We start from the raw sequence: 13,415 nt of genomic DNA on the forward strand, positions 1-13,415 counted from the left end.
ACTAGGTGTACAAATATATTGAAAAAAATGAACTAATGGTTTAATATAATTCGAGTAATGAAGTAAATATAGAAAAATAGAATAGGGGAAAACGAAAGATGAGTGACACTGAAAATAAAAAAGCTACGTATTTAATGCTCGCAGTACTCTTTGTTGGAGCATTTGTATCGTTTTTAAATAACTCCCTTTTAAATGTAGCATTACCTTCCATTATGGTGGACTTAGATGTGGAATATTCTACTGTCCAATGGTTGGCAACTGGTTATATGTTAGTGAGCGGAGTCCTAATACCTGCATCAGCCTTCTTAATAAGAAGGTTTTCGAATAGAACTTTGTTTCTTACCTCCATGGCAATATTTACGTTAGGTACTGCTATGGCAGCAGTTGCTCCAAACTTTGGCTTCCTTTTAACAGGGCGTATGGTCCAAGCGGCTGGTTCCTCTGTAATGGGACCTTTACTGATGAACGTAATGCTGGTTGCCTTCCCACGTGAAAAAAGAGGAGCGGCTATGGGGATTTTTGGTTTAGTTATGATCACAGCTCCTGCAATTGGGCCGACATTATCGGGGTTCATAGTACAATACTATGACTGGCGCGTTCTTTTCATCATGATTTTACCATTAGCAGTTATTAGCTTGTTACTAGCTGTTTGGAAGCTAGGGAATGTTATGACAACTGATAAAACTGCAACAATTGACTTTGCATCAATAATTCTTTCGACATTCGGTTTTGGTGGTCTGTTATATGGAGTCAGCACAGCAAGCACAGCTGGCTGGGATGATCCAATTGTATTAACCACACTAATCGTGGGATTAGTAGCAATAGTTATTTTTGTAATTCGTCAGTTAAAGTTAGAACAGCCATTGTTAGATTTACGCGTATATAAGTATCCGATGTTTGCTTTAGCATCCATTATTTCAATTGTTAATGCAGTTGCTATGTTCTCGGGTATGATTTTAACACCAGCCTATGTGCAAAGTGTACGCGGTATATCTCCCTTAGACTCTGGACTACTAATGCTACCTGGGGCAATTGTTATGGGAATTATGTCTCCGATAACAGGAAAACTGTTCGATAAGTTTGGTCCCCGTACTTTAGCATTAATAGGATTGGTTATTACAGCGATTTCTACTTTTGAATTATCTAGATTACAAATAGATTCTACCTATTTATTTATTGTTATAATCTACACGATACGGATGCTAGGGATGTCTATGGTTATGATGCCAATCATGACAAATGGTTTAAATCAGTTACCGACACGTTTAAACCCGCATGGTACAGCAGTTAACAACACCGCTCAGCAGGTTGCTGGTTCCATTGGTACGGCAGTGCTAGTTTCCATTATGAACTATGTGACAACAAAAGAAGGGGAAAGCCTAATGGCAAACGTTGACCCTACTACACTGACCGAGCAAACAATGGGCTTACTAGGTCAACAAGCTTTATTAGCAGGGATTCAATACTCCTTCCTAGTTGCTTTGGTTATGAACATAATCGCGTTAGTCTTAGCCTTCTTCTTGAAACGAGTAGATGTTAGCCCAGCAGCTCTACAAAAGCTAGAGGAAGAAAATCAAGTAAAGCCAACAACTAAATAATAATTTTAAAGAGACTGGGATATAACTAGTCAATAAATTAAAAGACGTGAAATCAGCAACTTGATTTCACGTCTTTACTTTTTTTTTTTGAAGAGAATTTTGTCCCCGCCTCTGTTTAATATGACTTGAAATGTAGCGAGAAGCATTTTTTTTAGAAGATGTCTATTAATGACTATATATGGGTAATAGAATGATGAAGGGTGTGATAAATAGAGTGCACCATTTACATAAATTAACTATATAGAGAGCGAGAGTTGGAAAATGTTTAAAACCTATGAAGTTAAACCTTTTTTTGACGAAATGTTAAAAGCGTGCGGTGAGCCCAAGTCGCACTATCAAAACTTCTATAATATTCTTCACCGTTTTTCTTCAGAAGAATTAAAAGAAAAACATGAAACAGCCCAACTTTCATTTTTAAGACAAGGCATAACGTTTACAGTGTATAACAATAATATGGGAGCAGAGCGTACTATGCCTTTTGATTTCATTCCAATTATAATTCCTCCGGAAGACTGGGAAACGATTAAAAAGGGAATGATTCAACGTACAGAGGCATTGAACTGCTTTTTACAGGATATTTACCATCAGCAAAAAATTATAAAGGATGGAATTATTCCTAGAGATTTAATAGAAAATAATAAATATTATTATCACAAGCAAATTAAAAATATTAAAATTCCGTTAAATAACAACATATTTTTAGCAGGAATAGATTTAATTCGTGATGAAACGGGTAAGTATTTGGTGCTTGAGGATAATTTAAGAAACCCATCTGGTCTTTCTTATGTATTCCAAAATAGGTACGTTATGCGTCAGGTCTATCCCGAATTTTTTGCTAACCACTCCATTCATGCTTTGGAACAGCAAATAACCTATATTTATGAAGCAATTGTGGAACATGCTCCAGAGGGAGTGACCAATCCTAAGGCAGTACTGCTTACTCCAGGAATATATAACTCTGCATATTACGATCATGTATTTTTAGCTCAACAAATGGGGTTACAATTGGTCGAAGGCCGTGACCTAACAGTAGTTGATAACATTGTATATATGAAAACAATCCGCGGACTTGAAAAAGTAGATATTATTTATCGTAGAATTGATGATGACTTTTTGGATCCTTTAGAATTTCGTGAGGATTCTACTCTTGGAGTTCCTGGTTTAATAGATGCATATAAATTAGGCAATGTGGCAATATTAAATGGTATAGGGAATGGTGTTGCTGATGATAAAGCAGTGTATGCCTATGTTCCCGATATGATTAGATATTATTTAGAGGAAGAGCCAATTATTGATAATGTGAAAACCTATCGTCTGGATGATTTAGAACAGAGGGAATGGGTGCTGCAGCATTTATCAGAACTGGTCGTAAAAAATGTTGGTGCCTCAGGTGGCTATGATATGTTAATAGGCCCACATGCTACTAAAAAAGAGATAGAGAGATTTAGGGAGAAGATTTTAAAGACACCGGAGCAGTATATAGCGCAGCCGACTATTCAGCTTTCAAGAGCACCTGCGTATCAAGGAGAAGCGTTTTATCCATGTCATGTAGATTTACGAGTGTTTGTCATTAGAGGAGAGGATACACATGTATTTCCAGGTGGTCTTTCACGTGTAGCATTAAAGAAAGGCTCGCTAGTAGTAAATTCCTCACAAGGTGGTGGCGGTAAAGATACATGGGTCATGAAATCAGGGGGTTTTAGTTCATGTTAAGTCGTGTAGCAGATTCTTTATACTGGATGTCTCGAAATTTTGAGCGAGCCGAACAAAACGCTAGAATTTTAGATGTTCATTTAACTCAAATGGTCGAAACCTCTAGTGATGAATCATTTAAAGAGACACAGTGGAAGCTATTATATGAAGCGTGTTCTACTCTAGAAGAATTAGAGGCATTGGAAAATAAAAAGAATAGCAAAGAAGAAGACCTAATATTTTACTTGGCATTAAGTCATGAAAATCCAAATTCGGTTTTCAATTGCGTACGAATTGCTAGAGAGAATGCAAGGGTTTGTCGTGATCACATACCTAATGAACTGTTTGAAGTTTGGAATGATGTCTTTTTATATACAAAAGATGCTCAAAATATCCCTTATTCTCTTCAGAACATGAGGTTATTTCTAAGCCAGATTAAAAAGGCTTCTTTCACTATTCAAGGAATTATTGAGTCAAACATGTCTCGCGGTATAGCTTACCATATGATGAAAATAGGAAATTGGTTAGAACGGGCTGAAAAGACTGCCAGAATTTTAAATGTGGTGTGTGAACATACAAGTGAAGCGGAGCTTTCTTATAAAAGAGATGAATATTATGCGTGGCTATCAGCACTTAGAATGCTGAATGGGTATGAGGCCTATTTGAAGGTGAATAGACCAAAAATGGATCCACGAACAATTCTTGCTTTTCTTATTGTCGATGAAACCTTTCCTAGATCCATTCATTACAATATGAATAGTGTGCAAAATGCAATTGATAATTTGGGAGGACAGAAGGCTAAACACTCAGAAAAGCTCCATTATCTTTTACAAAGGCTTCATCAAGACTTTGATGAAATGACTATTCAGGAGTTAGACTCCGAAGAAATGATGGACTTTCTGAATCGTTTTCAAAATCAATGTAATGAAATTGGGCAAACCTTCTCTGAAACCTATTATTTAATTGAACCTATTAAGCAACCGTATACACCTGCTATCCAAATACAATCACAAGGTGATAGTAATTGGATTAGTAATTCTCAGATGCCTGTTATTGAAAGACCTTCATCCTTAAAATATAAAATTGAGCATACTAATATTTTTGATTATGAGACTATGGTCGATCAAAGTATGAACTCAATTCGTTTAAAGCCTAGAACGGATGAGTGTCAGCGTTTGCTTTCTTACCGAGCAGATATTACCCCTGTGGCACTAACGAAAGAGCATGTTGACATATGGGGCAACGTAGTAGAATCATTTTTTATCGCAGATCATCATCGTCATTTAGAGGTTAAGACAACCTCTGTTGTCAGTATCCAAAGAAGTCCTTGGGTTCATAGAATTGACTATTCACCGGAAATGTATGCCATTTTCCATTCAGAGCTTTTTAGAAGCCATTACTTAGCATACTTAAGCAATACAGCTTATACTTATTTGACACCTGAGCAAATAGAAAAAGTGGATAAAGAAATCGGGGAAATGGTAAACCCAGTTAAGTACGCTATTGATTTAATGGGATATTTGTTCAATCATTTCACATATGATGGTTCATCTACTACTGTTACCACTAAGGCGTTGGAATCGTTTGACCTTCAAAAAGGCGTGTGTCAGGACATTTCTCATGTGATGCTTGGGGTATTAAGAACAAAGAATATACCGGCTCGATATGTAAGTGGGTATCTGTATGTTGGTGAAAATTCGGCATTAGTTGGTGATGCAGCTAGTCATGCCTGGGTAGAGGTAATGGTTCCAGGGATTGGCTGGGTTGGTCTTGATCCAACAAATAATGTGGAAGCTTTAGAAAATCATATACGCGTAGGAGTGGGACGCGACTATAACGATGTAAGTCCTGTTCAGGGAGTGTATAGAGGGGGAAGTCATTCATTAGAAGTAAAGGTTTCAGTAAGCTTAATAGAACAATAAGAAAGGCCTCAGCTTAAAAGTTGAGGTCTTTCATCACTAGAATTATATTTTAAAATCATTGTGTTTAATTGGAAAGAATAAGGGAACATTTTAATAGAACAAATACAAAAAGGAGGACAAACAAATGAAGCATTTAAAAGCACTTCTTATAAAATTTCTTATGATAACAGTAGTCCTTTTAGTTGTTTTGACATTAATATTTGATGTCCCATTCCTAGATTCTATATGGACTAGCTTAGTGTTGACTGTTTTAGCTTACATTTTAGGAGACTTCCTATTGTTCCGACTTGCGGCAAATCGCTCCAGCCAAAATGTAAGAAACATGATAGCAACAGGTGGAGATATTATATTAGCCTTTTTAACCATTTGGTTTATGCAAATTGCTTTAGTAGACGCTGATGGAAACCTTGCTCTTGGTACACTAATAGCAGCAGTAATTATTGGAGCAGGCGAATGGTTCTTCCACAAATATTTGGATGGGAATGTATTTTACAAAAATAAACGTACAACAGCAGATGTCGCTGCTGATTATAACGACTAAACAAAGAGCCCCTTTTAGTTGAGGGACTCTTTGTTTTTGTATGGAAGAAGCAAGTGGTGATTTTAATAGCATGGGATTATTGGAAACTTAGATGAATGATTTGTAGTAAAAGAGAAGGAAAAAGATAGTTCAATTGTTATAAAGAGAATAATAGTTTTCAATCGAAGCTTACCTGTATCGGTATGGAAATTTAAAGTATAGAATTGTTTGACTTTTAACTTTGGAATATGTTATTATTATCTCGAATTAGAGATATATTAATTAAAAGTATTATTTATAGGAATTGTATTAGCTTTTTATAATCTGGAAGCTTAATGAGTTTAGGCTACAAAGCCTTTGGATAAAATAGTTTAGAACAAATAGGAGGAATAACAATGTTAAAAATAGGAATTATTTTAGGGTCAACTCGTGAAGGTCGTTTAAGTCCACAAGTAGGTAACTGGGTAAAAGATTTAGCAGACAAACGTGGAGATGCTCAATATGAAATTATTGATATTGCTGAATTTAAACTACCATTACTAGGGGAAGCTGGTGGCGATGCTTCAGGAGCTACAGCTTGGTCAGCAAGAGTAGCTGATTGTGACGGCTTTGTATTTATCGTACAAGAGTATAATCACTCAATTACAGGTGCACTAAAAAATGCGCTCGACTATCTTCGTGTGGAGTGGAATAACAAAGCGGCCGGCATTGTATCTTACGGATCAGTTGGTGGAGCACGTGCAACGGAACATTTAAGAGGAATCTTAGGAGAATTATTAGTAGCAGATGTACGTGTACATCCGGCTCTTTCATTATTTACTGACTTTGAAAATGGTACGGATTTCAAACCAGCAACTGTTCAAGCAGACTCAGTAAATCAAATGCTAGATCAGGTCATCCCATGGGCAACAGCATTAAAAACTATTAGATAACAAGAAAAGCGCAAGCACCTGTGTCTGCCCCGACAGGCAAATGGGAAAAAGCGAGGAGGCAGTCCCACAGCCACCGGAGCTTTTACCCATTTGACCCGAGGGGCAAGGTGCTGAAGCTAGACATAGAAGAAAAGCGCAAGCACCTGTGTCTGCCCCGACAGGCAAATGGGAAAAAGCGAGGAGGCAGTCCCACAGCCACCGGAGCTTTTACCCATTTGACCCGAGGGGCAAGGTGCTGAAGCTAGACATAGAAGAAAAGCGTAAGCACCTGTGTCTGCCCCGACAGGCAAATGGGAAAAAGCGAGGAGGCAGTTCCTCGTAATAGCTTACAATTACAAAAATCCACTCTACTATATAGGAAGAGTGGATTTTTGCATTCATACGATGTTGCAGAGAATTACAAGCTAATCAGGTTGTGGGAACTTCTTTTGGCGAGCGACTGGCAAGAGTTTTCTCTTTCATTGAAAAACCAGTGAGTCCGTAAACAAACGTAAAAATTGGGGTTAGCAATGCTAAAAAGCAGAATGGAAGATAAGTCAATGTCGGTACGCCTAGTGTAGCTGCAGTAAAGACGCCACTTGCAGTCCAAGGCAGCAAAGCGCAGCCCTGAGTTGCTGTATCTTCCATAGCTCTTGAAAGGTTTTCAGGCCGTAAGTTAAACTTATCAAATAACGGTTTCATGAACGTTCCTGTCATAACACCCGCAAATGAAAAGCTTCCCCCAAGACCGAGTGTAAAATAGGACATGATCATAGTTACAAAAACGAGTAAACCTCTACTCTTGATCATTTTAACTATAGAATCAATGATGGTTACTAGAACTCCCGAGATGTTCAATAACCCCCCTAAGCCAAGGGCAAAAATAAAGATTGCTACCATAGGCAGCATGCTTACTAATCCCCCTCGCTGTAGCAAGGAATCGATTGCTTCAATACCTGATTCCACAAAAAAGCCATTATAAGCTACTCCCAAAATACTTGTCATATCTATACCTTGGTAAAAAATGGCGATTAGGGCACCTGCGACTCCTCCTAAAAATACGGAGATGATAGCAGGTTGTTTTGTAATTAGTAGTACAAAGAGAAATAGTGCTGGAATAATGGAGACAATACCTAAATTAAAGTTTGCTGCTAAATATCCAGTCAAGCTATTAACTTCAGCTGAATTAACAGCCGTCACTTCTGTATTTAAACCAATAAGGGTAAATATAATGGCTGATAAAACGTAGGCGGGAACAGTTGTCCAAAGCATATGCTTTACATGGGTAAATACATCTATTCCAACGACTGCTGCAGCGAGATTTGTTGTATCTGATAAGGGTGAAAGCTTATCCCCAAAGTAAGCTCCACTTACTATTGCACCAGCTGTCATCGCTAGAGAAATATCTAAGCTTTGTCCAACCCCAATCATAGCTATGCCTGCAGTTCCTAGAGTTGCCCAAGAAGAACCAGTAGCCATAGAGACTACGGAACAAAACAAGAGGGTAGTTACTAAGAAAAATTGCGGGGAAATGGACTGTATTCCATAATAGATTAAAGTAGGAACTGTACCAGATGCTATCCATGTACCGATTAATATTCCTACTGCCATTAATATTAAGGAAGGCTTAAGGGCTTTAAGCATGGAAGCGAACATTGCTTTTTCAATTTCTTCATAAGAATAGCCAAGACGTAAAACAAAAGGGATGAGAACAACGATCGCAGTGAACAGCATAATTTGGATAGGGGCTTCCAATAGTATTAATCCAGTGGATATAACCGCAACCATTAATATGAGGATGAATAATGAATAGAGTAAAGATGGTTTTTTTATTGTTTTTTCCATTTAATCACTCCTTTTATTAGATATAGAATTAAGAATTAAAACTAATTCTATGTTATTATATTATTCAGAAAATATATTTGTGGTAACTAGATACCCTCTTCTAATGTATTATTAACATTTTTTTGAGAAGTTTTTGTACATTTTTCTAACTGGAGCAGGTTGAGTGAGGGCTTTTTTAATAAGTTACAAATAAAAGAAAGCCCCATCACCGAGTGATGGGGCTGATGATATTATTATCTTTGTGTTGCTCGGAACCCTGCTGCTTCAGCTTCTTCCTTGCTGCAAAACATTTCTTCGGCAACTGTCATTTCATAATATTGCTGACCAGGGACATGAAAGATTTTCTCGCCCTTAGAGTTGATATTACCTTTTATTGTACAATCAGTAATATCATTCGGCTTCTTTTCCTCATTAGTTTTATCAACTACTTTCACTTCTTCAACAGCATCTTTATCGTAACCCCTGTTCGTTACATAATTCTCCACTGACCATATCCCGATTGCTTGCTGTTGAGCTTTTTTCTGAATGGCTTCAAACCAGTCTACATGCTTAGTGTTAGGTGCGTAAATGTAAGCAACACGGGCAAGACCTTGTTTTAACAGTTCTTCTTGCAGACTCTTTCCATCAGAAGTATAGATATAAGCAAGAAGCCTATTGTATTTATCCCTATAGGAGACATCGAACTCTAAGAAGACAGTATCCTGACCCTTTAGTAATTGTTTCGTAAAATCTTTTGCTTCCTGTCCAAAAGGCTGTTCTCCTAGCTTAGGATGGTTAGTTTCGGGAGTGTCTACCAATAAAAAACGGACGTTTTCATTTGCACCATTGTATTTTATTTTAATCGTATCCCCATCAATCACGCTGACCAATGGAAATTCTTCAAGCTTAGATACGTCATGAGTAGTGCTCGACGTAGCTTCAGATGATTCTTTTTGTGGAGCTTCCTCAGCTTTCTCTGAAGTTTCCTGCTCAGTGATTGGATTTTCGTCCTCCACCACTAACTGATCTATACTGCTGCATGCTCCTAATAAGATGGTTAAGGATAAAATATACATAATCCATTTTTTCATGTTACATACCTCTCTCTTTCAATCGGTCACTATCTTAACATACAAGTAAAAGAGAGTGAAAGAGAAATAGAAGAATTCAGTACGTAAGATGCAGTCATTTTCCATTTAAATATTTTTTATTTACATTGAACGTTTTTATGTAAATTAACGTCTAACTGTTACAAAAGAGGGGGAACAAAAATGGAGCACCTAGTTAGGAGAGCAATCACAGGAGATGACGATGCTTTCTTACAGCTAATGCAAATACATCGTGATGTTTTATATAAAACTGCCTTTATATATTTAAAAAATGAACATGATGTGTTGGAGGCTCTTCAGGAAGTGACGTTTCGAGCTTACACCAAGCGTCACCAAGTAAAGGAGCCGTCCTTCTTTCAAACGTGGCTAGTGAGAATCCTGTTAAATTATTGTATGGACACATTGAAGAAGCAGGGTAATTTATTTTCATTAAATGAAGATGTAGGAAAAGAAGAACATTCCTCTAACCAGGATCTTATGCTTGCACTTAGAGAGTTGCCGAGTGCACAACGAGAGCTCATTCATCTAAAATACTTTAATGAATTAAAGGTGAGCGAAATCGCAAGAAGGCTACAAATTCCAGAGGGGACAGTTAAGTCAAGGTTACATCATACGCTAAAGAAAATTCGTGTTTTTATGGGAGAGAGAGGGGGCGATGTTTAATGACCAATGTAAAACAAATCAAGCATTTAGTAAACGAACAAATGGAAGATATCCAGGTTAGTTCAGCTACTGGAAGCGCCATATTAAACGGTATTAAAATAGCGCAAAGAAAAAAACAGCGCAGGTCTAAAATAGTATTTAGCCTCTCAGCTATAGCTGTGCTTTTCTTTGGCTTCGCCTTTATGACACGCATTTCTCCAGCCTTTGCCCAGATTTTTGAGGATGTACCGGGCTTGGGGGCTATCGTAGCAATCGTAGAATATGATAGAGGGGTAGAAGAAAGTGTCATAAACAACTATTTTGAGGCAATTGGTGAATCTGTAAAAGAAAATGATGTTACTTTTACGTTGGATGGGGTGATAGCAGATGATACTGGTATGCTACTTTCCTATACCCTCGAGTCTCCTAATCCCGTAAATGATTATCATCTAGGAGACACAGTCCTGCTCCAAAATGAGAAAGAGCTTGGTCTTGCTTACGTAACTTCCGAGCATGCCCAAGAAGAAGTGGTCCAAAAAGTGGAGAGCACCATTAGGATTTCTGACCCTAGTGGTGCGATCGATTATAATAATCCAGCCTTTACATTAAAGTTTTCAATACGTGGAGAAAAGGATTTAAAATTTGTCATACCATTTGAGTTAAAAAATAAAGTTGCCAAGCCAAAGCATTACAAGCTAAATCGTGAGGTGGTAGTAGAAGGACAAAAATTTACTGTAGAACAGGTAAAAATATCTCCTTTGCATGCTGCGATTGATATAAAAACGGATCCACAAAATGATATGGTTATTTTTGATTTTTCTTCTATTAAGTTGCAAAATGAAAGTGGAAACGTATGGGGAAGTGGATCCACATCCATTAGTGGCTTTGGAAGTGCTGATACTACGAAAAGAACGATTTATTTAGAAAGCAATTATTTTCAGGAATCAGAAGAATTATATTTAATTATCGGTGATATTTTGGCTATGCCAAGGGATGAGCGAGAGATCGTTATAGACTTTGATAAAAAAGAAGTGGCTTCTATATCTAAACAATATCCTTTGCAGCTAGAAATAATAGATGAGTCTAGCTTTAAGGTAGATTTTGATAATTATTTAGGGTTTAATCAAACAATTTTCACTATGGGCGAGGATAGAAATGGCCGTAAAGTACCGCTAGCTATATCTCATCGAATTTCTGACACGACTAATTCTCAAGTATTTACTTTAGAGAAAGGAACCCAGAATAATCCAGTAACCTTTGTACTGCAGGGATATCCTAACTATTTGGAGAACGAAACACGCATAAAGGTTAAATAGGAGGTTAAAACATAGTCATTAAAAAAAATAATACCATTTAGGGCGCATTAATTTAAAACAAGAAAATAAATACCATTTAGTTTCTTGTTGTGGGATAATTAGGAAAAATAATGCGGGAGGTACTATGGCACTTTTTCTAGGATTATTATCTTTGTTGTTTGGTTCTCTTTTTATGTCATTGACAGTTGATGAGCTAGGCTCGACTGGTAACTCATATTTATTGATCTATGGGATAGGTTTATTTTTGTTAGGTGCATTGGTGCTTGGCTCGAGAAAAACGAAACGAGTAAGAAAGCCTTTGAACATCAAACGGACGGAGATCTCTTTAGCTGTTTTAGGGCTCATTTTATTATTTGGAAGTTACATTCAGAAGAATATTTCTCTAGTATACCTTGGCTCTATCCTATTAATAATTGGTGTTATTTTTATGCTAACTAAGCTCGAACAAATTCAGTTAAATGTAAAGCCAATAGTAATATGCATATATATGATGACATTTGGAATGGTGATGGTTATCACTGCATTTTTGGGATTACCAAATGAAGATTTAAGAACCTTCGGATTTGTCCAGTTAATGCTGGGGATTATTTTTGCCGTGCTTGAAAGCGTGAAGGAAATAAAACCTCCAGCAAAGCAAATGTCCTTTAAAGCAAAATAATATATTTTTTCTCCAAATGAGGGTACTCTAAATGTGTGAGAAAAACTTATACATAAGGAGAGATTTGCATGCAAGCAATTACAGGGAAAACAGCATTAATCACTGGTGCAGGTCGAGGCATTGGTCGCGCAACAGCTATAGCCTTTGCTAAAGAGGGTATTAACCTAGGACTTTTAGGAAGAACAATCGAAAACTTAGAGGCAGTTGCAAGTGAGCTAAAAACATATGGTGTTAAAGTTTCCATAGCTGCTGCTGATGTATCCAACATGGAATCTGTAAACAGTGCAGTTGAAAAAATCCGTGGGGAGCTTGGTCCAATTGAAATCTTGGTAAACAATGCCGGGATCTCTAAATTCGGTAAATTCCTTGAAGTAGATCCAGAGGATTGGGCTAAGATCATTCAAGTAAATGTGATGGGTGTGTACTACGTAACTAGAGCAGTATTACCAGACATGATCGAGAAAAATGCAGGGGACATTATTAATATCTCTTCTACTGCAGGTCAAAAGGGCGCTCCAGTTACAAGTGCCTATAGTGCATCCAAAGCTGCGGTAATCGCACTTAGTGAATCTCTAATGCTAGAAGTAAGAAAGCAAAATATCCGCGTTGTCACATTAACACCAAGTACTATTGCTACGGACATGGCAATCGAATTAAACCTGACAGACGGAAATCCAGAAAAAGTAATGCAACCAGAAGACATCGCTGACTTTATGGTAGCTCAGCTGAAAATGAACCCAAGAATTCTGCTTAAATCTGCAGGACTATGGTCAACTAATCCATAATTAGAAGAAGTGTGTGGTCGTGATGAAAATCGCGGCCATTTTTTTGTTTGCAATCATGTCAGCTCGGACTCCTACAATGCCTGGCTAGATTACTACATTCAACTCAAAATTTACGACAATCGAGCAATGGATTACGACAATGCCACCTCGATTAACTACAATCTAAATGGATTACGACAATCCCCACATAATTTACTACAATCCCTTTTTCACTTCACCACACTCTCCCAAATAGTTCTCTATCATCCACTCTAAATACTCTTTTACCTCTCAAGTCAAAAAAATCTTAATAAAAATGGAATATTCTAATTTTATAGAGAATATATATAAATAAGTTTGTGTTTAAAAGGGAGGAGAGTTAGGAAACAGATTATGTTCAAGCAACCTATTCCATAGATAAGTTAATAGACAAGCATAGGAAGATATAGATATGAAAAT

At 37.2% G+C, this 13,415-nt stretch carries 11 protein-coding genes; 9 read left to right on the top strand and 2 right to left on the bottom strand.

What is annotated here, in order from left to right:
* Positions 1-98 precede the first annotated feature (98 nt).
* The 5 genes from MKX96_RS03360 (at position 99) to MKX96_RS03380 (ending at position 6,664) form a co-directional block, all read left to right on the top strand.
* Complete coding sequence (locus tag MKX96_RS03360) at positions 99-1,598, top strand: DHA2 family efflux MFS transporter permease subunit (protein ID WP_340881961.1); 1,500 nt, start codon at positions 99-101, stop codon at positions 1,596-1,598.
* Between the two features lie 261 nt (positions 1,599-1,859).
* Positions 1,860-3,311 (top strand): circularly permuted type 2 ATP-grasp protein, encoded by a 1,452-nt coding sequence (locus MKX96_RS03365; protein WP_340881963.1) that lies wholly within the window; start codon positions 1,860-1,862, stop codon positions 3,309-3,311.
* Positions 3,305-5,212, top strand: coding sequence for an alpha-E domain-containing protein (locus MKX96_RS03370; RefSeq protein ID WP_340881964.1), 1,908 nt, complete (start codon positions 3,305-3,307; stop codon positions 5,210-5,212). Before MKX96_RS03365 ends, MKX96_RS03370 begins: the two co-directional genes overlap by 7 nt.
* 124 nt (positions 5,213-5,336) lie before the next feature.
* The gene (locus MKX96_RS03375) at positions 5,337-5,753 is read left to right on the top strand and encodes a DUF2512 family protein (protein WP_340881966.1); all 417 of its coding nucleotides are present in this window, start codon (positions 5,337-5,339) and stop codon (positions 5,751-5,753) included.
* A gap of 374 nt (positions 5,754-6,127) precedes the next feature.
* Positions 6,128-6,664: an NADPH-dependent FMN reductase gene (locus MKX96_RS03380; protein WP_340881968.1), complete on the top strand. Its 537-nt coding sequence runs from the start codon at positions 6,128-6,130 to the stop codon at positions 6,662-6,664.
* A gap of 408 nt (positions 6,665-7,072) precedes the next feature.
* On the opposite strand, the gene nhaC is transcribed toward MKX96_RS03380, so the two are convergent.
* Both nhaC and MKX96_RS03390 read right to left on the bottom strand, forming a co-directional pair.
* A complete protein-coding gene (nhaC, locus tag MKX96_RS03385) occupies positions 7,073-8,488 on the bottom strand; it encodes a Na+/H+ antiporter NhaC (protein ID WP_340881969.1) in 1,416 nt (471 codons plus the stop codon).
* A 233-nt stretch (positions 8,489-8,721) separates the two neighbouring features.
* Positions 8,722-9,558, bottom strand: coding sequence for a thermonuclease family protein (locus MKX96_RS03390; RefSeq protein WP_340881970.1), 837 nt, complete (start codon positions 9,556-9,558; stop codon positions 8,722-8,724).
* A 180-nt stretch (positions 9,559-9,738) separates the two neighbouring features.
* On the opposite strand from MKX96_RS03390, the gene MKX96_RS03395 reads away from it, so the two are divergent.
* The 4 genes from MKX96_RS03395 to MKX96_RS03410 all read left to right on the top strand — a co-directional run bounded on the left by MKX96_RS03395 (position 9,739) and on the right by MKX96_RS03410 (position 12,977).
* Positions 9,739-10,239, top strand: a complete 501-nt coding sequence (locus MKX96_RS03395) for a sigma-70 family RNA polymerase sigma factor (RefSeq protein WP_340881971.1) — start codon at positions 9,739-9,741, stop codon at positions 10,237-10,239.
* Positions 10,239-11,534, top strand: coding sequence for a DUF4179 domain-containing protein (locus MKX96_RS03400; protein ID WP_340881973.1), 1,296 nt, complete (start codon positions 10,239-10,241; stop codon positions 11,532-11,534). Before MKX96_RS03395 ends, MKX96_RS03400 begins: the two co-directional genes overlap by 1 nt.
* Before the next feature lie 124 nt (positions 11,535-11,658).
* Positions 11,659-12,192 carry a hypothetical protein gene (locus MKX96_RS03405; RefSeq protein ID WP_340881974.1) on the top strand — a complete coding sequence of 178 codons (534 nt, stop codon included), beginning with the start codon at positions 11,659-11,661 and terminating at the stop codon, positions 12,190-12,192.
* 68 nt (positions 12,193-12,260) lie between these two features.
* Positions 12,261-12,977: a 3-ketoacyl-ACP reductase gene (locus MKX96_RS03410; protein ID WP_340881975.1), complete on the top strand. Its 717-nt coding sequence runs from the start codon at positions 12,261-12,263 to the stop codon at positions 12,975-12,977.
* Positions 12,978-13,415 lie beyond the last annotated feature (438 nt).

The sequence above is a fragment of the Psychrobacillus sp. FSL W7-1493 genome, assembly GCF_038004905.1.
Taxonomy (GTDB): Bacteria; Bacillota; Bacilli; order Bacillales_A; family Planococcaceae; genus Psychrobacillus.